This is a genomic window from Shimazuella sp. NTD250, assembly GCF_059510375.1.
In genome coordinates this window covers 19,755-43,438 of sequence record NZ_JCAJZS010000007.1, presented here as the reverse complement: position 1 = coordinate 43,438, position 23,684 = coordinate 19,755, and the positions used below count along the sequence as shown (strand labels likewise).

Sequence of the window (23,684 nt, the reverse complement as noted above, 5' to 3'; positions counted from 1 at the left end):
CCTCATGGAAACTCCCGGGAGATCGATCTGTGGTTATATTTATCATAACCACCTATCCATCAAAAAGAAACCCACTATAATGAATTGCCTGAATTCATATCAAATAAGCCATTCCAAAGAATGACTTACTTTTAACCTAAAACCTTTCCTCTGTTATATCTGTATTTACAGCGATGGCAGCATTAAAACCATCTGCTGCAGCTAGGATTAAAGCCGAAGGTCCAAGTTGTCCAAATTCACCTGCAACGTAAATATTTTTCTGCGAAGTTCTTCCGAGAGCATCCATTTCTACAGCTCCATTAGCTTTTAACTCACAACCCAATTGTTCAAGAAAGGGATTGGATCGATAAAATTGCGGCGCAATAAATCCACCTTCTCGGTCTCTCACTAATCCAGATGCAAACTCCACTTTCTGTAGATAACCTTCCTTACCATGTAATTTTTTGATTGGTTCCATCACAATCGCGATATCTCGTTTTTTTAATTCTGCATGTGCAACAGCGGAAAGGGTATGTCCATTTGTTGCAACTAGCAAATCCTTTGACCAATTAAAGACCAACTCTGTCAAATGGAGAACCGTTTTTTCCTTCTCCGCTATGACGATAAGAGCTTGATCTTTACGCTCCCAACCATCGCAATATGGGCAACTATGAAGCGTGACCCCATAATAATTCTCTAATTCTGGAACCGAAGGATGCTCTTCTTGAACACCAGTTGCTAAAATAATCCGCTCTGTTTTGTATTCCTTATCTTCCGATGTAACAATGTGAAATCGTTCTTGCCTCGATTTTTTCATCACTTGAGTGATAGTTCCCTCTACCAATTGTACAGATGGATATCGCTCTAACTCCTGTATCCCAATCCTTTTAAACTCTGCTGGCTTTATTCCATCGCGGGTCAAATATCCATGAGATTCTAACGTTACCCTATTACGATTGGTTCCGTTATCGAACAATACAACACTTCTACGTGCCCTTCCCAACACAAGCGCAGCATTTAATCCAGCTGGACCCGCTCCAATGATCGCACAATCAAATATCATTTGATACTCCTTCAACTTGATGAATTAAAAGTTTCAAACTGCTTATTTCTATTCATTTTTGCTCTAGAACCTCTTCGATATACTATTTTGGTAGAGTTTATTTCTCTCTTTCTCTATACAAATCTTTACCTACGTTCTGGATATATAAAAAGAGGGGCTTGTTATTTCTCCTCTACAGCAAAATTACATGAAACTCTCCTTATCTTTACTTGAACAGCGAAAGATAAGGAGAGTTAGTTTGTTATGCAAACTTGTTTAAATTAATACATTTGTTTTCTTACATTTATGAATGTTATTTACTAAATATTCAAAACGAGTTCTCCCTATAAATATTACAAAAAGAAATAATAAGGTATCACTCTTATTTTCATTGACTACGACCGGCTGATTCATCTGTTTTCTCAGACAAGTCAGCCAGGCGCAGTGTATCACCAGAAGTGATGCTACTTCTAATGGAAATGGCTCGAGCCAATACTGACAAGAGCAATCACCACAACTACAAAGGCAATAATCTTATCCATCTTGGTCCCTCAGAAGGATCACTCAACACCGGTTTGATTTTATAATAGCATTCTTTCCTGTTCAAAAACATTTTTATTTATTATTAAAAAAGCAGAATATTCATCCCACATTCATTTATCTATTATTACTCTATCTTTAATTATTCTTAATTAAAGATTTTTGATTCTTGCATAAGTTTTTTTGACCAAAAAGCCTGCGACCGCCCAAATCCTAAGATTCAGACGGTCGCGTAGCTCCCGAAGGAACTACCAGTGTTCAGTCAGAGAGCCAGAGGAGGAAAACACCAACAATAAAGCTGATGACACAGCATCCTCCAAAGAACCTTCCAGTCCATCGAAAGACCATGCTGAGACGAGGCTTCTTCTTCTCCATCCATTGCCCCACTTGGAGGGTGGCAATCAACGGGAAAAGCAAGAGGGCTCCCATCGTGAAACATATCTTCGACGCTGGCATTTGGGAGAACTGTTCTATGAGTCCCACGCTCATCCCTTTCAAGTTGACTGCACTGTGGATACATTTTATCATGCAAGAAGTTATTTATGTACATTACAGCATGCCATTCTTCTTCATGTTATGATAGGATATAAGAGCTAGCTCGGCCCCTGACACAGAAGGGAAAAAGATGGTATTTTGGAGTACTGGTTCGGAGGAGGAGGCAGAGCCTTCTCTGACCCCCGAACAGCAGGCGTCTGTAGACCAGGCCAAGGCTGATCAGTCTGCAAAGGCTGAAGTTCTGGGCAACAATCCAAACCCCGACTCGACACAGTCATAGCACTGCCGAGCACAAAGACCGACTGGATTTCATCTCAGATGACCTCCAGTCGGTCGCTGATTTTTCACCTAGTGATGAGCATGTTCTTCACGCATGGCATCTGCTTTCGTTTTGTGCACAGTCCCAAATGGATGATTTGGCGGTGCATAGATACTATAGAGTTTGAGCGGTTTGTTTCCAGTATTAATGACGTTATGCCAAGTACCCGCAGGAACCATAATCGCATCATCATCAGCTACTCTTTTCTTGAAATATAAATTATTTTTCGTATCCCCCATGCGGACTACACCGTGCCCCTGTTCAATACGCAAAAATTGATCCACATTAGGATGAACTTCTAGACCGATATCTTCCCCGACATGGATACTCATCAAAGTAACCTGCAAATGTTTTCCCGTCCACAAAGCTGTACGAAAGGTACGATTTTGCTTTGCTGCCTTGTTGATATTTACAACAAATGGTTTTGAGCCATAATCCTTTAATGGAATAGCGTTTGTATAAAAATCAGAGTAATCATCGTTAACATAAGAAGTATTCCAATAATCATAACTTTCATCATCATACATCGGTATACTCACTGGATAAGGATAAGAGTATGGATGTAGATATGGATGATAATTCATTTCCCTCGTTCCCTTCATAGCTTTTATACCTCAACTTATGCACGATTCTCTGGGAGGGTGCCTATTCATGGTACTACTACTACCTCTTCCACATTTCTTCTTATTCATTTTTATAACAAAAAAATCCAAGATTCGATTTATTCTGACAGGATTTTGTGACCTTAAAAAGAATACATATAGAGAAAGGATGAAACTTGTATGCCAGAAAAAATGATTGGTGATATAGTCAATCAATTTCTAAAGATCTCCAGATGCACTCACAATTTGATTACTGATTTAAAACATATCACTACTCGACTCACAACAACGAATGAACAAATTATGGAGCAACTTATCGAATTACAAAAGGGACAAATCCACATCCTAGAGACTATTTCTCAAATCCAAAAAGAAAAAGGAAAGAGGTAATTCTTTGTCCACATCTTTGTGGGCTTTTTTTCTTACATTATGTTCAATTATTTTACTTGAGAGATTCCATTAACAATTTGAGTCAGTGCTTCCCTGATTGATGTAACAGGACGACCAAGTAATTTTTCTAGATCATTGCTTTCTTTCTCTAATTCACCATCTCTAATCCCTTTTTGCATGTTAACGAGCATGGAAATATAGGACTTGGGTACCCCTGCATCTTTCATAATATCAGCATAGGCAGCATCATCTACTTGTCTTACAGATACTTTTTTCCCTAACACTGTCCCAAGAACAAATACTAACTCCTCTTGAGTCATCAGTTTACCGGAAAGTTCGTAAACTATATTCTCGTGTCCAATCCCGGTCAATACGGTTGCTGCTGCCTCCGCATAATCTTGTTGAAGTGCCCATCCTACTTTCCCTGTTCCTGTAGATGTTACCCAAGGCGCACCTGCCATCACTCCTTGTATACTCCCAATTTCATTTTCTAAATACCAATTATTTCGTAAAAATGAGTAGGGAATACCCGATTCCAAAATTGCTTCTTCTCTAGCTCGATGGGATGAGGCAAGAAATAAGTTACTTTCACTTGCATTTGTTACACTAGTGTAAGCAATAAATTTCACTTGAGCACGCTTAGCAGCAGCTACAGCATTCATATGTTGTCTCAGGATTGTCACATCATCGCCAGCCGTAGATATAAGCAAAAGTCGATCAATGCCTGAAAAAGCAGAATCTAATGTTTCTGGTTGATCAAAATCTCCATGTCGAATTTCTACTCCTCGAGCTCGCAATGCTTCCGCTTTCTCTGGATTCCGAACACTAGCAGCTATTTGACTCGCTGGAACAGTTTTTAATAACGTTTCTACAACTTTTGACCCTAGTTTCCCAGTTGCACCCGTGACTAATATTTTCATTTTCATTTCCTCCAATATATTTTTATGAAATTCTAGATGAACATCAAATGCATTTGCATGTCTGAGTACAGATATATAGTATATCTAGTAGTACTAAATATAAAAGTAGGTATTTTTTTATTACATAGTTCTAAAAATAATACCATGGTGTAAAGAAAGGGGGAGATACATTGGCTCGATTTAAATTCCAAATAGAAACGCCTCCTGAAGAACAAGAAGAAGTATGTCCGCTCACACTTACCCAAAATGTAATTGCTGGGAGATGGAAAATTATTATTTTATGGCATTTAAGTAAGCAAACGAGAAGATTTAACGAACTTCAAAGGTTGTTAACGGGCATTTCAAAAGGTATATTAACAAGGCAGCTGAGAGAATTAGAAGAAGATGGGCTGATTCACAGAGAAGTGTTTAAAGAAGTGCCTCCAAAAGTAGAATACTCACTAACACCAGATGGAAAAAGCTTTATCCCAGCACTGGACATGATGAAGGAATGGGGTAAAAAATATATGGAGAAAAAACTAAAGGAACACAAATACCTCACACCAAACCAATAAAACGAACTACATGCTGACTCAACTAGATATAAGAAAAAATCCTCACCAGTTATAACTAGTGAGGATTTGAGAATGAAGAAATGCAAAATAAAAAAGCCTAATCCTTGGCTTTCGATTTCTGTTCTTCTCTTCATTGATGAAACTGTTTTCGATAACGTGCATAAGGGAAGCTGCATACTTTTAGCGCCCATATCATTGCAAATGTCCAAATCCATGCAAACAGGTATAACCACAGCGTAAACAACAAAAGCCAGATCAAGTGGATATAGATAAAATTCATGATTTATCCAAACGTTTTCCCCTTTATTCATTTGGCTTATGAATCTTATTTTGAGGATTCGTTAAATATGCATTGAACTGTGCATATACACTGTGGTATCCAATGGCGAAGGCTCCGCTCACAGGATTCCAGGCCTCATAACATCGAGCAGCTCTCTTGATTTTTTCCTTTTGCGTCGCTGTAGCCGTGTACGTTGTACCTGGTCTACTCAATGCCCAATCGGAGCGAGCAATATAGAATCTTGCGTCCGTAACAATTCCCTCGTTATATAGTTCTAACAAAGCCTGTCCGCTGTATTTATGGGAATCGCTTGTATCATAATAACTCATTGCTTTATAGGATACTCCTGCTGTTCCGTAATTATTGACATATTCCAGCATGAGAGATTTAACCGTATCTTTGGTAACGGGTCCACCCTCTAAATCTACTGGCCGAATATGAATACTCTCAGGAGGTACCCCCAATTGACCAAGAGCAGAACAAAACTCACGGTTACGAGCTGCGGAAAACTCATCATCGGTCAGTTCCATATATCCTTCTAGATAAGGATTATGAGTAGTACCCCAATATGTGGATGTTTCATTTCCATTCAGTACATTTTGGACAAATGAGCCTTTGCCAGTCGTATATAGGACAACTATTACCTCTCGCCCTGCTGTTAAGTAGTTTAAGATATCAACTGATGCTTGTAGAGTCTCGTCATCTTGGTGAGCTATAAAAAATATTGCAGGTCCTATCATCCGACCATCCCCTTAGCTTCATTTAATTAGCAAATTCCCCATAATAAAAAGAAGCTGCGTAATGGTTAGCAAACGCTGCTTCTTCTTTTGTTTTGTAATAACCTAAACATTTTTGTTTACCTTTGAAAGTGATATATTCACCAAATTACTTTTCCCATTTGTCATATGATACACCTTTTAACCAGAAATATTTGTATGAAGTACAACCTATTCATTGTATTCTGTGATCGATTTGCTTTTCTTAGATTATATCGTCGATTGTCTAATTTATTACCATTAATATGATCAATTTATTTTAGAATCATCTACACCAATTATAGCTCGATGCATCTCCTGAAATCGCTTCATTGCTCACTACTAAAACCAATTAGACAATTTGCAATTATTAGGAGATAATACAAGTAGGTAACTACCTAATATCCTCAAATTGGAGGTACTCCTATTGCAGAGTGTTTGGAAAAAGTTTTGGATTGTAACTATTTTTTTTAGTTTTCTCTTTCCAGTTTTCAACACTGTTAAAACAGATGCAGCAAATGATCATCTTGTTACTTACTTTCAAGCTTACAACCAGTTTTATGTATCAGTTGAGGCAAATGGAAGTATTACTGTTACTTCAAAAAAAGTAGGTAAATCAGAGCAATTTGAAGTAATCGTGGTGAATGAGAAGTATCATGCCTTTCGTTCTGTTTCCAACGGGAAATACCTCTCGGTAAATTCTAAAGGGATTCTTTCTGCAACTGCAAAAAGAATTGGGGAAAATGAAGAATTCATTGCTAATAAAAATTGGGACTTTACTATGTCCTTGAAATCCAGATTAACTTGCAGATGGGTTACTGTAACAGATGAAAAACTGCTGGCTAATAAAATATTTATTGGAAAAAAGGAAAAATTCAATGTAGTTTATTAAAAAAATCTGTGGTTAGGGAAATCCCTTAACCGCAGATTTTTTTAATCTTAATAAGTCCTATCATTACACGAAAAGCAGATTACAATTACTAGGAGGCGATGACATGGAACCTTTTGCAATAAATGATATCTGGTATGGTCCAAGAGTGGTCCTGATATTTTGTCACGATATCGCTGGTTTGTTGTGCATTGCACATACATGAGCGATCTTCCGTGCGATGCCTAAGAAGAAACCTTTAAAGTTGAAGATCTATGTCATTTAAAGTCCCATTCAATATTTATCTGATTTTCTCCGCCAACTCTAAAATAATTCCCTCTGGACCACGAACGTAGCATAACTTATAATTTTCTTCATATTGCTGTATCTCACTAAAGATTTCCGTGCCCTTCTTTTTCAATTTTGCAACAATAGCTTCAATATCTTCAACAGCAAAGCAAATATGACGGATACCCAGCGTATTTGCAAAAGGTTGCTGAATATCTTTTTCATCTGACGGCGAATAAAATTTAACCAGCTCTATCCATGCCTGACCATCTGGCATCCTCAATCCTACACATGCCGTTTTAACATCATTAAGCCTAACTATTCTGTCCAACAATTCTCCATCCAATTCCCATTCCGCCTGCACTTCAAGTCCTAAATCAAGAAAAAACGCTTTAGCCTCTGAAAGATCATTTACGTTTATACTCACATGATCTATTCTATTGATCTTCATATCTCATACCTCCTATGTTCCATATTGAAGGATTTCCCTGTTTCATCGAAATACTGTCTAGCTCGACAGGCTACTTCTTTATCAACGAAACAGCCTGAACTGAGGTACGTGCCTCCATAATACGAAATGATATGGAGAAAAATGGAGGAAAGTAATGCTCATTTTCCAATAGAGAAATTTCAAAAATCACTTTACAATTTTGCGAAAAAATGTATTAGCATTGTTAGAGATTACTCATATAGGCTAATTTCCATATTGGATACAAGTCTTGTATTCACCTCTTAATTGTCCATTCATAATAGTTGATGTATTTAGAGATTTAAAAAAAGGATAGAATGTACACTGCTTGCTGGGCGAACAAAACAAAAACCTCAATATCTTCTGAATATAACAGAAAATATTGAGGTTTTATTTAGGTTGGATTTACATCCACATTAGCAGTGGTTAAGCTGGATGTGGAAGTGTAACCAGTATATCCAGAATTATAAAGTCTTATATAATAATAGGAACCAGATACTGCGCTAGAATAATAAAAATAGTTTTCTTTTCTAGTACTTTTTGAACAGTATACTTTTTGTGTGGCACGAAGACTCCATTGCCCATTAATCTTACGATATAGATTCATGGTTTGGTAGTTTCCTTTTGAATTTTTACAATCGACATAAACCCCCAAACCACCTTTAGAATATTTAAATACAGGAGTATCATCATACATTCTAAATGAGCTATCATAAAGTCTGTAATAAAATGCATATGCGTCATTCACAGGTAACAATGCGCTGACCAAGGCAATAAACGACAAAACGACAAAAGCAAGCGATTTCTTTAAGTGAAACCTAGCTAACATTTGCCATAACCTCCTTTGGCCTAATAATCTATTTTGTATAAATAGTATACTTATAAACAACATTTAATACAAATGGAATTTTTCGCATTTAATTATTATTTATATAATAAAAAGAATGATTTTACAAAGAGGCTTCATAATGTTGCACTCCGCTTCCCTGAATTTATTGCATAGTAAGATATATCTAGAATTCTAAAACTATTAAGGTCATAAATGTTTATGTTCCCATTGATTTTCCACATCACTGATATTTATTTAAAGTATATTTACGTTTTGAATCAGCTTGCCAAAATTCAATTTCATCAGCAAACACTCCATACAACTTCCAGTTTTGTGATGTAGTATCAGGTTCTTGTTGAATTAGCTTCTTTTTCAGCAATAAAGTTTCCTCTAGGTAATTTGGATCAATTAATTCTTCATTCTGCCTCCCTATTAAAACTATCGTCCGCACATCTACGGATCTTTCTAGAAAATCTTTTTTACTAGCTCAATCCCCATGTCATAGTTGATCTCACACTCCGCTTTCGCCTTCCCATCAGCTTTTACACCTTTGACATAGCCATTGGTGTGACCCTCGACGTCACCGAAGGTATAGCCCTCTTGGTAGCCATCCTCATGACCATTGGAGTAACCCCTCAGGTAACTCTCCTTTTCCTTGAGGCGCTCAGTGTTGTTCTTTCCCATTTCTATAAACAGGAAATACGAGCATATGTGTGGAATGAATATACACATATAGAAAATATGTTCTGGTGGTGTGGAGATATGTATGCCAAAATGATGAGTGCTAGTGTTCTTGGAGTGGATGGGTTTCTAGTGGAAGTTGAAGTAGATATCAGCAACGGTTTACCGATGTTTGATATTGTTGGGCTGCCTGACTCTGCGGTAAGAGAAGCAAAAGAGAGAGTAAGAGTAGCGATTCGAAATAGCCATGCTAACTTTCCCCTGCAACGGATTACTACTAATCTAGCACCAGCAGATATAAAAAAAGAAGGTTCTATCTTTGACCTAGCAATCGCCCTGGGTGTGATTGTGGCGAGTGGACAAGGTGAGATTCCTAATTTTAATCAATATCTCATTGTAGGAGAACTGGCTTTAGATGGTACGCTGCGTCCTTTATCTGGAGTTCTACCCATGGTTATGGCAGCGAAAGAAAAAGGCTTAACAAAAGTAGTACTCCCTCGTCAAAACGCTAATGAGGCAAAACTAGTTAGTGGCATGGAAGTTATTCCTGTAGAAAACTTACAACAAGCAATGTTGTACTTCAAAGGGGAATGGAAGCCAGAACCACTGCCGATGGAAGAAACAGTAAACACTTACCTTTCATTACTAGATTTAGCAGATGTACAAGGTCAAATACATGTAAAGCGAGCAATGGAAGTAGCAGCTGCAGGTTCACACAACTTGCTCCTCATCGGTCCACCAGGATCTGGAAAGACCATGTTAGCTCGAAGAATCTCCTCCATTCTGCCAAACATGGATATTCAGGAATCATTGGAAGTTACCAAGATTTGCAGTATAGCAGGTCTTATTCAAGATAGGGGAAGGTTGATATCGGAACGTCCCTTTCGCTCCCCTCACCACACCATTTCCCAGGCAGGTCTTGTAGGGGGAGGAGCAATTCCGAAACCAGGGGAAGTAAGTTTGGCCCATCGTGGAGTATTATTTCTCGATGAGCTTCCGGAGTTCTCTAAATCTTCCTTAGAAGTTTTACGTCAGCCATTGGAAGACCGAGAAGTTACCTTGGGAAGAGCACGGGCGGTCCTCACTTTTCCAGCAGAATTTGTGCTCGTGGGATCGATGAATCCATGCCCATGTGGGTATTTTGGATATGACCAAGATCGATCATGTACGTGCAATGCTCAACAAGTCCAGCGATATCGCGCCAAAATATCAGGACCTCTCTTGGATCGAATTGATTTACACGTAGAAGTCCCAAGGGTAGATTTTGGAACGTTATCTAGCCGTGTTGCAAATGAATCTTCTGCCACTGTACGGGGGCGTGTCAATCAAGCAAGAAAAGTACAAAGTGAACGATTTACTGGGTCTGCCACCTTGTGTAATAGTACCATGACCCCATCTGAGATTAGGGAGTATTGCGAGTTAGATATAGCATCACAAGAACTTCTGCGCCAAGCTTTTGACAGGCTAGGCCTAAGTGCCAGAGCCCATGATCGAATCTTAAAAGTAGCTCGAACGATAGCCGATTTATCAGAAATGGAACACATAGAGGTATCCCATATTGCAGAGGCGATCCAGTATCGGGCACTGGATCGGAAATTTTGGGAATAATTAGCTATTTAGAGAATGAACTCATAAAATCGGAAAATTCTTTTATTTCTATAATTTTCTCACCTCCATCTAATGTTATACATTGCAGGTCGATCCCCATGGGAATCCAAAAATGAAAAACCGTCGCAAGTGCCTGAAGATCATCGCTCTGGTTCTGTTCGTAGCCCTTCTGGGCGGAATATACAAGCTGTCGGAAAAAGAACAACACTGAAATATAAATCAGTGTTGTTCTTGATGAATCATTTGTCCGAAGACTGTTCTATTTAGGTATTCGTATTAACCAGTTTATGATCCAAGAGGAAATCCTCAGCTTTATTATGAAATGTAGGTGACCGATCGACATCCACTTTCGTAGATATCAATCGGTCTGTGCTTCCTCAAAACCTTACGGTCTAAGGGAACACCGGGTCACGAATCAGTCATTGGTCTCCACGTCGATGACGCCGTCATCACCGATGACGATATCGCCCTCTTCGTTGCTACCAATCTTCTTACCCATAGGAAACCTCCAACAGAAACAACAAAGTTAATTGACAAATGTTAAAAACAACATTCCGAGAGGGTCTTTCTCGGATTTCTGTGAGATCACCTTTCCCTGGTTCGTCACCCTTACATATGTTATTTTATCACAATTCACAAAAAAACAAACATTCGTTTTGTATGAATTGCATATTTTTTTAATTCCTACAGCTTATGGGAAATTCTATCTTCATTATTTAATTAAAAAAAGTAAGATATAAATGACATGCCTTTTTCTCTTGCATAATCTAGTGTTGTATTGATAAATGCTAAATTCCTCATGGAAACTCTCTTTCCTAGCTGGATAAGAGGATCGGAATGTTTTTCTACTAACCTTTCACTAAATAAGCGTCCAATTGCTTCTAACTTTTCTTCCTCGGAATTAAATTCCATATCATTTGTTCGATTGGTATATTCCTTAGCTACTAAAATGCTCTTATTTTTACTGTCTATATCCCATCTCCATACATTTTGAAAAGTCCGAGCATGTACTTCTTGAAAAATAATATCGGCAACGGACGAATCTTCTATTCTTCTGAACAAAATATAATAAAGGGCAAATTGCCTAAGAAATAATAACTCCATTCTTATTTTAGTATCTTCTAATTCTGAATAAAGTAATTCAATTGCTGAAACCGCTTTCTCATCTTCTTGATTGGCATCAGTTAAAAAGTCATGATATACATTTGCTATTTCTGTAATTTTCTCCATTGCATTACCTCTTCATTCTTATAAACTAGATGTTCCTAAATAAACCCAAACTTCCTCACTACCTATCACCCTATTTCCATTTATTATTTGATTAATTCTTACTTTTGTAAATAGTTTTTGGAAAACTTTTATCTGTCTAAAGGATATTTTTTATTGTAATCTTTCATAACATATTCTATCAAAAAATAAAAAGGGTTATGAATTTATCCTACAACCTTCTGCATGCTCCAGGTATAAGAAAATTTTTTTCCTATCAAATCGCCACTCATAAAATATCCTGCCTTTCCAAATGATTTACGATATTCGCATTTTTTTCATCTTATCAAAAAGGTGACTGGCAAGAAATATTCCTGCCAGTCACCCTTGTATTTTATTTAATTCATTTTTAACAGCCATAAGTAACTATTGGCAATATCTAAATCGATTCGTTTAACTAAATCATATCCCGTATTGTTAATGATCCCTTCCAGTGATGAGTAATTTCGTGTATCAATATTTTGTAGACGATGCACAAAATCAAATGCTGGAGCAAATGACTCTGCTGACTGTGCACCTATTTCTGGCGTATAGTTGTCCATAAAAAGCATATAACGACTATTTGGAAAGGTGGTCTTAAACGATCGTAACATTTCTACACAAGTTCGATCATCCGTTATATGATGCATGAAAAAGTCACAGATTAATAGATCTACTTCCGGATATACACCTCTGATACTGGTATAATCCGCATAATAAGCATGGATATTTCCTACTGTGTTCATCTGAATATTTTTATTTGCTAGTTCTACCATTCTTGGACTTTTTTCAAAACCTAATCCATCTATCTCTAATTCCTCACATAGGGATATCAATAATTCTCCTGAGCTGCAACCCATATCACATAGAACACCTTGTGGCTCTAGTTCTGAAATGATCTCTTTTAAGACTGGTTTGATTAATCTTTTCTTGATCAATGAAGCAGAGTATGCCACTTGATCTAAATCATAATCTTTTTCAGGTGCAGGAACATATAAATTTTTGGCGATATCCACGCTTTTAGCCATTAAATTTCCATATGCATTATACCAGTGGATAAACATATCGATATTTTCCACTACATCTCTCCCAGACTCTGTCAAAACATATTGATCTTCATCATCTTTTACGATATTTGCATAAGTCAATGCTTGAAATGCTCCTATGATCGCCATTGGTTGAGGAAATTTTTCGTTTTTTGTAAGCTCCTCTTTTTTTATCGGTCTCTTTTCTATTATTGGTAGTAAACCAACAGCATGCAGAACCAAAATGGCATGGCAACTAATTCCATAGGTGAACATCATTTCACTTGTTTTTGTTTTTACATCTGAAGAAAACAAAGCTTTTGCCATCGTTATCACTCCTAAGGTGTCATCACAGAGATGAGAAGAGCTATAATAGACTTATTATATGAAATATTATTATATTCTTTAAAAGAAAGAAACTCTTATTTCATTTTTAGTTTTCCATCTCACAAAACACAAAAGACTAGCAAAGTTCTCCTCTACTAGTCTTTTGTTATTTTGTAAATATTTACTTATCGCTAAAAACCTTTAACGCTTTAAGCCCATAGCTTGCTCTACTTCTCTCATCGTTGCTGCTGCTACTTCTCTTGCTTTGGCTGCACCTTCATCTAAAATGCGATCCAGTTCAGATGTGGAAATAAGTTCTTGATAACGAGCTTGAACGGGTCGAAGAATTTCGATCACTGCTTCTGCTGTATCTACTTTGAGATGACCGTATCCTTTGCCATCGTATTCTTGCTCGAGCTCATCTATACTCTTTCCGGAACACAGAGAATAAATCGCTAGGAGATTGGAAACTCCAGGCTTATTTTCCTTATCAAAACGAATTGTATTATCTGAATCCGTTTGAGCCCGTTTTAGTTTTTTCAATATGTCCTTTTCGTTGTCCAATAGTCGAATGGTTGCATTTTGGTTTGGGTCTGATTTGCTCATTTTTTTAGTCGGATCTTGCAAAGACATGATCCTTGCTCCCACTTTCGGTGCTCGCATTTTGGGCAGAGGAAACAGTTCACCATAACGGTGGTTGAATCGTTGCGCCAAGTCTCGGGTAAATTCAATATGTTGTCTTTGATCTTCTCCTACTGGTACATCCGTAGCTTTGTAGAGTAACATATCAGCTGCCATCAATGGGGGATAGGTAAGCAATCCAGCAGGGATCGATTCCCCTTTATTTGCCGCTTTTTCTTTATATTGAGTCATTCTTTCCAATTCCCCTACATAGGCAATTGTCTGCATCACCCATGCGAGCTGAGCATGTTCTACTACGTCTGATTGTACAAATAAAGTCGTCTTTTGAGGGTCTAGTCCAACTGCTAAATAAAGTGCAGCCAAACTCCTCGTATTTTCTCGTAATTCCTTTGGATCCTGTGGAACAGTAATCGCATGCTGATTAACAATACAAAAATAACTTTGTTCTTCTTCTTGATAATCGACAAAATGTTTAATTGCACCTAAATAATTTCCTAAAGTTAGCGTTCCACTTGGTTGAACACCAGAAAAAACTACTGCCATCGATCCTTTTCCTCCTTCAAAATAAAAAAAGCCTACATCATCCCACGATTAGGGACGAAATAGACCGCGTTGCCACCCTAGTTATTTTCTGTAGTAGAAAATCACTCTAAACTCGTAACGTGAGCAAACGAAAAAGCTCCCAAGCCCATTCCACTAAATTCCTTTACTTGTTTCCACCATCCACAAGCTCTCTGCAAAAAGATAATAAAGTGTACTTTTCTTGTTCACTGCTTTTTATCCTATTTTGCAAAAGAATAGCATCAATTATCATTTAAGTCAAAGTGTTTTTCACCTATTACACTTGACGAGAAGTATTATTATAGGCAAAATATTACGATAAAGGAAGATGGAAAAGTGAGAAAACTTAAAATAGATTTAATTTCTGAATAAAGAAATATCCCTGTAAAGAAAGGATTTTTATGCGAAACTTACCTTGCCCTACACAAGTAGACCTCTATTTATTTTCCATTGATCCAAATGATTACAATGAAAAAGAATTCCTTTCCATATTATCAGTGGAAGAACAAGAGAAAGCGAAAAAATTTCACTTTCCAGCCCACCAGAAAAAATATGTAATTAGTCACGGTATGATGCGTCAGCTTATTGCTTCTTATATAGCTTGTAACCCTAGAGACATTCGTTATCATTTCAATGCATTTGGAAAACCTGAGTTGGTCAGCCCTTCTTGCTCTTTACATTTTAACCTCAGTCATTCGGAACGATTAGCAGCAATAGCAATTGCAGCTCGTCCAGTTGGGGCCGATATTGAACAGATAAAACCGCTTGAGGACTATGTTTCTTTGACGAGACATTTCTTATCTATCAAGGAACGTAATTCTTTTTGTCAGTTGAATGCCGCTGAACAACAGCTTGCTTTTTATCGAGCTTGGACGAGAAAAGAAGCATACATTAAAGCTATTGGAATGGGTTTATCCTACCCTGTAGAACAGGTAACAATCAGTTTTGATGAACAACCTCAACTTTTAGAAGATAGAGCAAATCCAATGAATGTTGAAAAACTGTCCATCGTATCATTCGAGCATGAGGATTACCTTGGAGCTGTAGCAATTCCAAAAGACTCTACAGTTGAAATAAAAAAGATTTCTCTCCAATCCTAGTATGTGGAGAGAAATCTGGTAGTTAGACGTATTAGTAGTCAGTTGTAGCTTTTCCACCTGTGACAATTTCTACACCTGCACTAGCTCCGATCCTGCTTGCTCCTGCTTCGATCATCGCTTTTACATCAGCAGCACTTCGAATTCCTCCAGATGCTTTCACACCTAACTGATCTCCAACTGTCTTTCTCATGAGTGCTACTGCTTCTACTGTTGCACCTCCTGTAGAAAAACCAGTAGAAGTCTTGACAAAGTCTGCACCTGCTTGGACTGCTAGATTGCAAGCACGGACAATTTGTTCCTCTGTGAGCAAACATGTCTCCAAAATTACTTTTACTAATGCTTTTCCTCTCGCTTCTTCTACAACAGCTTGTATATCATTTCGTACATAGGTATCATCTCCTTGTTTGAGACTACCGAGATGAATAACCATATCTACTTCCGTTGCTCCTTGCTGGGTAGCAACCTTGGTTTCAAAAACTTTACTTTCTGTTGTAGTAGCTCCAAGAGGAAATCCGATAACGGTGCAGACTTTCACACTTGGTGTATCCTTCAACACTTCAAATGAAGTAGGAACTTGACTAGGATTGACGCAAACTGAAGCAAAATGATATTTCTTAGCTTCTTTCGCTAACTTTTGAATATCTGCTGTAGTCGCATCAGCTTTTAACAAAGTGTGATCTATTAATTTAGCATATTCCTGCATACATAAATCCTCCAGTTATGATTAAGATTCATTTACTTTTAATTTCTTAGCTTCCTCTACGATATGAGCAACGGTAAAGCCATACTTCTCCATCACTACTTCACCAGGTGCAGATGCACCATAGCCAGTGACACCGACTATCTTTCCTTGGCTTCCCGTATAACGCTCCCAACCTAGTGGATAAGCCATTTCAATTGCTAACCGATGGGGGATGGATGGAGATAATACCGATTTTTGATATTCTACTGATTGTTTTTCAAATAATTCCCAGCTTGGCATACTTACAACCCGTGTTGGAATGCCTTCGTTTGCTAATGTTTGATGGGCCTCTACAGCGAGACTTACTTCTGAACCGGTAGCGATGAGAATAATTTCGGGTTGTTTCCCATCTGTTGGATCAGCGAGTATGTAGGCTCCTCGAGTTACTCCATCGTTTGCTTTATCCAAGGTGAGATGGGGCAGTTTTTGGCGCGATAAAATAAAAGCGACAGGGCCATCTGATTGGCTCAATGCATATCGATAGGCAGCTAATGTCTCACTTGCATCAGCAGGGCGAATTACTGTTAAGTTCGGAATCGCACGCAGAGAGGCTAAATGTTCAACTGGTTCGTGAGTCGGTCCATCTTCTCCCACCGCAATACTATCATGTGTAAAAATATACATGACTGGCAGACCCATCATTGCTGCAAGTCGAAAAACAGGACGTAAATAATCAGAGAAGACAAAGAATGTTGCACCATATGGACGGATTCCTCCATGAAGAGACAGACCATTTAATGCTGCTCCCATCGCATGCTCTCGAATTCCAAACCAAATATTTCTACCCTCATAAGCAGTTTTACTAAAAATCGAATAGTCTTTGAGGTGTGTTTTATTGGATGATGCTAAATCTGCTGATCCTCCCATCAAAGATGGAACTCGATTTGCGAGTGCATTTAGCGCCACTTCTGATGCTTCACGCGTAGCTAAGGGTTTCGAAAAGGAATCATATTCAGGCAAGAGTTCATCCCATCCATCTGGCAACTCTCCTGCTACAATTCCTTTGAATTGTGCTGCAAGCTCAGGATAGGATTGTTCATATCTTTTCACTAATTGATTCCACTGCTCTTCTTCCTGTACCCCTTTTTCTATAAAGGTCTCAACAAACGTTTTCACTGCATCTGGTATAGTGAAAGGAGGATACTCCCAACCAAGTGCTTCTTTTGTCAATTCGGTTTCCTTGGAACCGAGTGGTGCTCCGTGCGCTGCTGATTTTCCGGCTTTATTTGGACTTCCAAAACCAATCACTGTTTTGATCTCGATTAAAGTAGGACGTTCTCGATCAGCTTTTGCTTCTTTGATTTTTTCTCCAATCGCTGATGCAGTATTTCCATCTTCTACACGTAAATACTGCCAGCCATAGGCGCCAAACCGATCTGAGACTTTCTCTGTAAAAGCTTGATCGAGGTCACCATCCAAACAAATATCATTGGAATCATAGAGAACAATTAATTTTCCTAAACTGAGGTGTCCTGCTAAAGAAGCAGCTTCAGCAGCTACACCCTCCATCAAATCCCCATCTCCACAGATCACATAGGTATAGTGATCGACTACCTTATATGGATCCCGGTTATATACTTTGGCTAAATGTGCTTCTGCCATCGCCATGCCAACAGCCATGCCAATTCCTTGGCCAAGTGGTCCTGTTGTTGCTTCCATTCCTGCTGGATACCCGTACTCAGGATGTCCATGAGTGATACTTCCCCATTGACGATAACTTTTTAAATCTTCCATTGATAAATTGTATCCAAGTAAATGCATGATGCTATACAAGAGGGGAGAACCATGTCCAGCTGACAAAATAAAACGATCTCGATTGAACCAATCGGGATTGGATGGATTATGTTTCATAAATTTTGTCCATAACTCATAGGCCATCGGTGCTGCTCCTAATGGCATACCTGGATGACCAGAATTAGCTTGTTCCACCATGTCGATAGACAAAGTCCGTATCGTATCGATGGTCAGTTGATCCAAATCTTTGTGTTGTGTCATATTTATTCCTCTCCTTTGTCTAAAGTAGAAGACTCCACCAACCCTACACATGTATCAGGTAATCAATGGGGTCTAAAAACAATCGTGGGTTATGCAGTCGTTTTTTCTTTGCTATTTTTGATAATACCAAGTACAACAAGCAGAATAACCACAATGATTGGAATCGCATAAACAAGCACTGGTGTTAATTTGATCAAGTTTCCAAATATGATACCAACAGCTCCAAAGTCAGCATCTCCAAAGGTTGTTCCTTGGAATCCTAAGGAACCGAGAACAGGCAGCAGCAGGGCAGGCAAGAAACTGATGATTAGACCATTTGCAAATGATCCAAGTACTGCTCCTCTTCTTCCTCCAGTGGCATTACCAAATACTCCTGCGGTTGCACCTGTAAAGAAATGTGGTACAAGTCCTGGGACAATCACTTTTAATCCAAATACAGGCAGCAAGAACATACTGATTACCCCAGCGACAAAACTGGCTAAGAAACCGATGATTACTGCGTAAGGAGCAAATGGAAATACTGCTGGACAGTCTAGTGCTGGTGTAGCATTTGGAACAATTTTATCGGCAATTCCTTTAAATGCTGGTACGATTTCTGCAATGACTAGTCGAACCCCAGCTAAAACAATGTATACCCCAGCAGCAAATGTAATCGCTTGCGTGATGGCAAATACGATAAAGTTTTGTCCACCACTTAATTGGGATTCAATAAAGGATTTTCCAGCTGCGAATGCGACAATAAAAAACATGATAGCCATAGTCAAAGAAATCGCAACAGAGGTATCCCTTAAAAATCCTAATCCCTTTGGAACTTTCACATCTTCCGATGATTTTTTCGGATTTCCAAAATATTTACCTACTAATCCAGAAACAAAGTATCCGACTGATCCAAAATGCCCAACAGCAATGTCATCCGACCCTGTAATTTTTCTCACTGTAGGTTGAAGCAGAGCAGGCATAAGAACCATGAGCAATCCAAGAATGATAGAACCGATAACGACAAGTGGAACACCTTTTATTCCACCGGTAGACAAAATAACTCCGATCATACATGCCATATATAATGTATGGTGACCAGTCAAAAAGATATAACGAAAACGGGTGAAGCGAGCTAAAATGATATTCACAATCATCCCAAATAGCATAATCATAGCTGTTTCCGTTGCGAATGTTTTTTGAGCAAGTGCTACAATTGCTTCGTTATTTGGAATTACCCCTTGAATGTGAAAGCCCTTCTCAAACATCTTTCCAAAGAAATCTAGTGTCCCAGTAATGACACTAGCCCCAGCTGATAGAATAAAAAATCCCATCACTGTTTTGAGCGTACCTGAAACGGTATCTGCTGCACCTTTTCTTTGTAACAACAATCCAATGAGTGCAAATAAGCCTACTAGTATTGCAGGTGTACCTAAGATGTCTTTCATTAACAAGTCCAGCATAGTAAAGGCCCCCTTATATGAAATAAATTAGAAGATCAAGCATCTAAGATGTTTGCTTGCAGTGCTTGTTTGAGCTCGTCCATACTAAACATATTTTTTAAAGAAATCGTTTTTCTGGTTCCTCCACTAAGTTGATCCATAATATCTCCAGAGCCAATATAGTAATCTGCTTGTTCTGACTTAGCTGTTGTTAAATCCGTATGAGATACGTCAGCATCTATCCCAAGTTCTTTCGTTGCTTTTTTCACATTGAGCTCCAACATAAAACTGCTTCCTAATCCTGATCCACATACCACTAAAATTTTCATCTTCCTCATCCTCCTAGACTTGAGAATATTTTTCGATCAAATCCAAAACAGTCTTGTTATCTATCGCTTCTATGATTCGATTGACATCTTCTTCGTTTGATAATAGCGTTGATAATTGTGCTAATGCTTTGAGATGCGACTCTTTGTCTACTGCTGCAAGCACAATCATCAATTGTACTGGGTTGTCGCTTTTCTCAAATAATACCCCCTCTTTCAGAGTGAGCAGGCTCATCCCCATTTGTTTGACACCTTGTTCCGGTCTAGCATGAGGGATAGCGATTTTCGGTGCTAATACAACATAAGGACCTAGTTCTAGTACATTTTGAATCATTGCTTCAACATATTCCTCTTGAACAGCGCCCTTTTTTACCAGAGGTTGTGCGGCTATTCGGATTGCCGATTTCCAATCCTCGGCCACTCGGTTCAATTGGATCATATCTCTTGTCAATAAATCTTCTAACACAGGTTTCACCCCTTTCCATAGTGTCCGTTTCTCCAACGATAAAAATTGAGTTAGGTCTTCCACCAATTTTGCCTCATCTTTGATGTCGGCATATTTTTGGATAATATCCATCAAAGCAGGGATCGAATAATGGAGTGACTTTGATTTTCGTTGGATGAACAAATTAAATTGATTCAATAAGGTTTCTTTTTCTAAATCCGTCAGAATAGGATTGACATGAAAAACAGGAATATGATGTTTAATCGGAATGGTAGAGACGATAAAATCAACATCATAAGGGGCGTGTTCATTAAATTCACGTAAAGATAAGATAGAAACTACATCAACTGTTGTTAGTAGATTTTCAATTTGAGATTGAAGCAATTGAGAAGTGGATACACCATTTCCACAGACAATCATGACTTTTTTTCGTGCCTGGGGAGTTGTCCCTTCCCGCTTGAGCCATCCTCCAAAGTACATTGCCAAAAAACCAATCTCATCTTCATTTAGCGGTTTTTCAATGTAAGCTTCTAAATGATGTACCACTTTTTTTGTTAATTGCATAACTTCACCATATGATTCTTGAATGGAACCGATTAATGGATTATCGATGGCCAAATCGTACTTGAGACGATAATAGGTTTGTTTTAAGTGCTTGAGTAAGTTCTCTTTTAATTGGGGCGAATCCTGAAAAAACACACAAGCATATCGTTGAAAATCAAACACCATCTTTTCGATAATCCATTTTAAGTTTTCTGTTACTTCATTATGATCCAAATCATATTGATCTATGCGAATCGATATCCCCAAAAGATGCATGGTCAGATATGCAATCTCATCCTCTGGAAAAGGTACTTGAAACTTTTGCTCCAGTTGTTTGGCTATATAAGTTGCTACTTCATACGCTGGAGTTGTACAAAGTACCTCACTCTCTTCTTCTTCGATCTGAACAAAGTTACCTTCGAGTAAGCGCTTACTAAATACCAGAAGTCGCAGCGATAATTGTTGATACATCTCATCCGTAATCTGCAATCCGTACTTGGTAACACTATCTGTTACCAATTGTTCGATAAAAGGAAAGTATTCATGAATGAACGACAATGTATCTTTCTCCAGATGCAATGCTTCTGTATCCAACTCTCCGTTTAATAACACTTGGATTTCATTTAATAGCTGATGCCAACCATTATTAGTGAGAATGTGCGATAAATAATACAGTAACGCTTTGCGTTTTTGCCTTTCTTCCCCTTCAATAACATATCCATCTACTCGATGAAACTCCAGTTTTAATGGAAAGGAAGTAAATTCATCTTTTAAACGGTGTATCTCTTGAATCGTAGTTCCTCGACTCACCTTGATTTTGTCCATCAAATCTTTTAAAAACAGAGGGGCAGTAGTCGTAATCAAGGAAACAGCCAATAAATTTTTGCGTTCTTTTTCAGAAAAGTAGTATTGCTGTGTATTCATATCTTTCATGAGTACTGGAATTTTCTGCTTGGAGTCTTCGGACAGAGACAATCCTAATGATCGAACATTCGCAATTGGCTCCAACCCTTGATCTTTGAGCCATTGATTTGCTTTTTGCAAGTCATAGTATAAGGTGCGTCTAGAAATCTGTAGCTTATCAGTTATTTCTTCGATAGGTAAGTAACCTTTGTGATGAACTAGTTGCGATAAGAGAAGGACACTTCGTTCATCCAATCCGTTCCCTCCTTTCTACCTAGACTGTGCAGAAATTGTACGGATCATGTAGCTAATTTATATGTTACACCTTTTCTACAAATTTAAAAGGGTTTGCGCGGTTCAAATGCTGTCTGGTCATTTGTGCAAAGATTGTACTTTGGATTACTTTGATTTTTAGCACAATCACATTCCTATTAATTGGAAAATCCAAATACAACTAAATGATTTATACTATATAACCGTAAACTCATTTATAGAAAAGAGGGATTCGATGCGTTTGGCATTTATCATAGCAATTCCACTTCTGCTGATTCCATTTGGGCAGCCAACAGGAGAAGCTGCGCCTTCTGTGCATATAGGGGAAGCACCAATCGATACGACAACTGTTACCATTTCAGGTGGACATTCTTCTAATCAAGTAGCAACAGTACAAACGTCTGTCCAACATCCAAAAGCTATTAGGAAAACCGTTCAGGTGGGAAAATCGGAGAATCGTACGATGCCATCTAAACAAGAAAATAAGAAGAGTACTACAGCCGATTCGAGTTCGAAAAAAACAAATACATACCAAGCGGCAACAAAGCAAAACCCTAGTAATGTGAACCCAAATACTGCTCCAGAAAATCAAAGCACTGTGTCTGAAAAGCAAGACACTACTTCTAATAACACGAATCCAACTCCAGCTTCAAAAGAGCATTCCTCCAATGAGGAAACGGATGTGCTATATGGAATAACACATATCGTAAAAATGGAACAAATCAAGCAAGGCTTAGATTCATTAAAAATAAGATAATAAAAACAAAAACATATCGCTAAGTGAAATCCTTTATGTATCGTCATGCATTGCTGGAAACTGGACCTATTGGAGTAAATAGAGAAAACTCCCTTGATTGAAGGGAGTTTTTTTATCTTGTCAATCATAGTTAACTGCTGGACGGCGGGTGACCCCCGTCGTCCAGTGCGATCAGCTCAGCATTCCTCGCTTCACCAGCTTCCAACATGCCTTGATGGCGTACGCCTGGTAAACATTTGGAAGTCCTTTTTGCTTCGCCAACATCTTGGGAGTGGCTTCAACCCAAACATGACCCTTGTGCTCGCTCAACCGACGCGTCACATGGATGTTTTCATGTGTTTCATCCATGTAAAGGACATATCGAACAACTCCGCCGCGAGGAAACTTCCCCTTGATCCAGCCTGTTTCGACGTAGATCAACTCGGAAGGATCGGCAGAAATACCGGTTTCCTCTCGGAGTTCCCGGACAGCGGCCTTCCTAGGTGTTTCTCCCTTGTCGATATGACCGCAGGATGGTTCCTTATCTTGATCCTTACCGAGGGCCGAGATGTCATCCTCGGCACGCTGGAGAACGAGGACGTAACCATCCTTACTGATGACGAAGACAGCTACTACTCGGATGTAAATCTTGAAGATCAACATCCAGACGAACTCAATCCACCTGGTCCACACAGTCGTTCCTTTCTCTTTATGGGACCTTCGGTTTAAAAGTAGCACATAAATGAACAATTTGTCACTATATTAATGAGGTTGTTGCATAAAT

General features: G+C 38.5%; 25 protein-coding genes and 1 other annotated feature. Of the genes, 6 read left to right on the top strand and 19 right to left on the bottom strand.

Annotated elements, in window-relative coordinates:
* Positions 1 to 136: 136 nt before the first annotated feature.
* From AC5WOF_RS16055 to AC5WOF_RS16045, 3 genes are all read right to left on the bottom strand, one after another.
* Positions 137 to 1,042 (bottom strand): NAD(P)/FAD-dependent oxidoreductase, encoded by a 906-nt coding sequence (locus tag AC5WOF_RS16055; RefSeq protein WP_496050966.1) that lies wholly within the window; start codon positions 1,040 to 1,042, stop codon positions 137 to 139.
* A 777-nt stretch (positions 1,043 to 1,819) separates the two neighbouring features.
* Positions 1,820 to 2,044: a hypothetical protein gene (locus AC5WOF_RS16050; RefSeq protein ID WP_496050965.1), complete on the bottom strand. Its 225-nt coding sequence runs from the start codon at positions 2,042 to 2,044 to the stop codon at positions 1,820 to 1,822.
* A gap of 360 nt (positions 2,045 to 2,404) precedes the next feature.
* A complete protein-coding gene (locus AC5WOF_RS16045; RefSeq protein ID WP_496050964.1) occupies positions 2,405 to 2,959 on the bottom strand; it encodes a cupin domain-containing protein in 555 nt (184 codons plus the stop codon).
* 198 nt (positions 2,960 to 3,157) lie between these two features.
* On the opposite strand from AC5WOF_RS16045, the gene AC5WOF_RS16040 reads away from it, so the two are divergent.
* Positions 3,158 to 3,367, top strand: a complete 210-nt coding sequence (locus AC5WOF_RS16040; RefSeq protein WP_496050963.1) for a hypothetical protein — start codon at positions 3,158 to 3,160, stop codon at positions 3,365 to 3,367.
* Between the two features lie 47 nt (positions 3,368 to 3,414).
* Here AC5WOF_RS16040 and AC5WOF_RS16035 read toward each other — a convergent pair whose 3' ends face one another.
* Positions 3,415 to 4,287: an SDR family oxidoreductase gene (locus AC5WOF_RS16035; protein WP_496050962.1), complete on the bottom strand. Its 873-nt coding sequence runs from the start codon at positions 4,285 to 4,287 to the stop codon at positions 3,415 to 3,417.
* A gap of 170 nt (positions 4,288 to 4,457) precedes the next feature.
* On the opposite strand from AC5WOF_RS16035, the gene AC5WOF_RS16030 reads away from it, so the two are divergent.
* Positions 4,458 to 4,841 carry a winged helix-turn-helix transcriptional regulator gene (locus AC5WOF_RS16030; protein ID WP_496050961.1) on the top strand — a complete coding sequence of 128 codons (384 nt, stop codon included), beginning with the start codon at positions 4,458 to 4,460 and terminating at the stop codon, positions 4,839 to 4,841.
* A gap of 130 nt (positions 4,842 to 4,971) precedes the next feature.
* On the opposite strand, the gene AC5WOF_RS16025 is transcribed toward AC5WOF_RS16030, so the two are convergent.
* The 3 genes from AC5WOF_RS16025 to AC5WOF_RS16015 all read right to left on the bottom strand — a co-directional run bounded on the left by AC5WOF_RS16025 (position 4,972) and on the right by AC5WOF_RS16015 (position 6,142).
* A complete protein-coding gene (locus tag AC5WOF_RS16025) occupies positions 4,972 to 5,121 on the bottom strand; it encodes a hypothetical protein (protein WP_496050960.1) in 150 nt (49 codons plus the stop codon).
* 23 nt (positions 5,122 to 5,144) lie between these two features.
* Positions 5,145 to 5,861, bottom strand: coding sequence for a PIG-L family deacetylase (locus tag AC5WOF_RS16020; RefSeq protein ID WP_496050959.1), 717 nt, complete (start codon positions 5,859 to 5,861; stop codon positions 5,145 to 5,147).
* 161 nt (positions 5,862 to 6,022) lie between these two features.
* A complete protein-coding gene (locus AC5WOF_RS16015; RefSeq protein ID WP_496051116.1) occupies positions 6,023 to 6,142 on the bottom strand; it encodes a hypothetical protein in 120 nt (39 codons plus the stop codon).
* A gap of 161 nt (positions 6,143 to 6,303) precedes the next feature.
* Between AC5WOF_RS16015 and AC5WOF_RS16010 the strand changes: the two genes are divergently transcribed.
* Positions 6,304 to 6,768 (top strand): fascin domain-containing protein, encoded by a 465-nt coding sequence (locus AC5WOF_RS16010; protein ID WP_496050958.1) that lies wholly within the window; start codon positions 6,304 to 6,306, stop codon positions 6,766 to 6,768.
* Between the two features lie 277 nt (positions 6,769 to 7,045).
* Here the strand turns inward: AC5WOF_RS16010 and AC5WOF_RS16005 are convergent, their stop codons facing one another.
* From AC5WOF_RS16005 to AC5WOF_RS15995, 3 genes are all read right to left on the bottom strand, one after another.
* Positions 7,046 to 7,483: a VOC family protein gene (locus tag AC5WOF_RS16005; RefSeq protein ID WP_496050957.1), complete on the bottom strand. Its 438-nt coding sequence runs from the start codon at positions 7,481 to 7,483 to the stop codon at positions 7,046 to 7,048.
* 412 nt (positions 7,484 to 7,895) lie between these two features.
* The gene (locus AC5WOF_RS16000) at positions 7,896 to 8,330 is read right to left on the bottom strand and encodes a hypothetical protein (protein WP_496050956.1); all 435 of its coding nucleotides are present in this window, start codon (positions 8,328 to 8,330) and stop codon (positions 7,896 to 7,898) included.
* Between the two features lie 241 nt (positions 8,331 to 8,571).
* The gene (locus AC5WOF_RS15995; protein ID WP_496050955.1) at positions 8,572 to 8,781 is read right to left on the bottom strand and encodes an FMN-binding protein; all 210 of its coding nucleotides are present in this window, start codon (positions 8,779 to 8,781) and stop codon (positions 8,572 to 8,574) included.
* A 311-nt stretch (positions 8,782 to 9,092) separates the two neighbouring features.
* On the opposite strand from AC5WOF_RS15995, the gene AC5WOF_RS15990 reads away from it, so the two are divergent.
* Positions 9,093 to 10,619: a YifB family Mg chelatase-like AAA ATPase gene (locus AC5WOF_RS15990; protein ID WP_496051115.1), complete on the top strand. Its 1,527-nt coding sequence runs from the start codon at positions 9,093 to 9,095 to the stop codon at positions 10,617 to 10,619.
* A gap of 720 nt (positions 10,620 to 11,339) precedes the next feature.
* On the opposite strand, the gene AC5WOF_RS15985 is transcribed toward AC5WOF_RS15990, so the two are convergent.
* The 3 genes from AC5WOF_RS15985 to trpS all read right to left on the bottom strand — a co-directional run bounded on the left by AC5WOF_RS15985 (position 11,340) and on the right by trpS (position 14,401).
* The gene (locus AC5WOF_RS15985; RefSeq protein ID WP_496050954.1) at positions 11,340 to 11,849 is read right to left on the bottom strand and encodes a hypothetical protein; all 510 of its coding nucleotides are present in this window, start codon (positions 11,847 to 11,849) and stop codon (positions 11,340 to 11,342) included.
* Positions 11,850 to 12,223: 374 nt separating this feature from the next.
* Positions 12,224 to 13,216 carry a class I SAM-dependent methyltransferase gene (locus tag AC5WOF_RS15980; protein ID WP_496050953.1) on the bottom strand — a complete coding sequence of 331 codons (993 nt, stop codon included), beginning with the start codon at positions 13,214 to 13,216 and terminating at the stop codon, positions 12,224 to 12,226.
* Positions 13,217 to 13,417: 201 nt separating this feature from the next.
* Positions 13,418 to 14,401, bottom strand: a complete 984-nt coding sequence (gene trpS, locus AC5WOF_RS15975) for a tryptophan--tRNA ligase (RefSeq protein WP_496050952.1) — start codon at positions 14,399 to 14,401, stop codon at positions 13,418 to 13,420.
* A gap of 47 nt (positions 14,402 to 14,448) precedes the next feature.
* Positions 14,449 to 14,638 (bottom strand) — a binding site (T-box leader).
* A 182-nt stretch (positions 14,639 to 14,820) separates the two neighbouring features.
* Here trpS and AC5WOF_RS15970 point away from each other — a divergent pair.
* Positions 14,821 to 15,519, top strand: coding sequence for a 4'-phosphopantetheinyl transferase family protein (locus AC5WOF_RS15970; RefSeq protein WP_496050951.1), 699 nt, complete (start codon positions 14,821 to 14,823; stop codon positions 15,517 to 15,519).
* 31 nt (positions 15,520 to 15,550) lie between these two features.
* Here the strand turns inward: AC5WOF_RS15970 and deoC are convergent, their stop codons facing one another.
* From deoC to AC5WOF_RS15945, 5 genes are all read right to left on the bottom strand, one after another.
* Positions 15,551 to 16,222 (bottom strand): deoxyribose-phosphate aldolase, encoded by a 672-nt coding sequence (gene deoC, locus AC5WOF_RS15965; RefSeq protein ID WP_496050950.1) that lies wholly within the window; start codon positions 16,220 to 16,222, stop codon positions 15,551 to 15,553.
* A 21-nt stretch (positions 16,223 to 16,243) separates the two neighbouring features.
* Positions 16,244 to 18,256, bottom strand: coding sequence for a transketolase (gene tkt / locus AC5WOF_RS15960; protein WP_496050949.1), 2,013 nt, complete (start codon positions 18,254 to 18,256; stop codon positions 16,244 to 16,246).
* A gap of 89 nt (positions 18,257 to 18,345) precedes the next feature.
* Complete coding sequence (gene ulaA, locus AC5WOF_RS15955; protein ID WP_496050948.1) at positions 18,346 to 19,695, bottom strand: PTS ascorbate transporter subunit IIC; 1,350 nt, start codon at positions 19,693 to 19,695, stop codon at positions 18,346 to 18,348.
* A 35-nt stretch (positions 19,696 to 19,730) separates the two neighbouring features.
* Entirely contained in the window at positions 19,731 to 20,003 is a 273-nt protein-coding gene (locus tag AC5WOF_RS15950) for a PTS sugar transporter subunit IIB (RefSeq protein WP_496050947.1), read from the bottom strand.
* Between the two features lie 13 nt (positions 20,004 to 20,016).
* Positions 20,017 to 22,146 (bottom strand): BglG family transcription antiterminator, encoded by a 2,130-nt coding sequence (locus AC5WOF_RS15945; RefSeq protein ID WP_496050946.1) that lies wholly within the window; start codon positions 22,144 to 22,146, stop codon positions 20,017 to 20,019.
* A gap of 253 nt (positions 22,147 to 22,399) precedes the next feature.
* Here AC5WOF_RS15945 and AC5WOF_RS15940 point away from each other — a divergent pair, with 253 nt between their 5' ends.
* Positions 22,400 to 22,921, top strand: coding sequence for a hypothetical protein (locus tag AC5WOF_RS15940; RefSeq protein WP_496050945.1), 522 nt, complete (start codon positions 22,400 to 22,402; stop codon positions 22,919 to 22,921).
* Positions 22,922 to 23,092: 171 nt separating this feature from the next.
* Here AC5WOF_RS15940 and AC5WOF_RS15935 read toward each other — a convergent pair whose 3' ends face one another.
* Positions 23,093 to 23,563: an NUDIX hydrolase gene (locus tag AC5WOF_RS15935; protein WP_496050944.1), complete on the bottom strand. Its 471-nt coding sequence runs from the start codon at positions 23,561 to 23,563 to the stop codon at positions 23,093 to 23,095.
* Between the last annotated feature and the right edge of the window lie 121 nt (positions 23,564 to 23,684).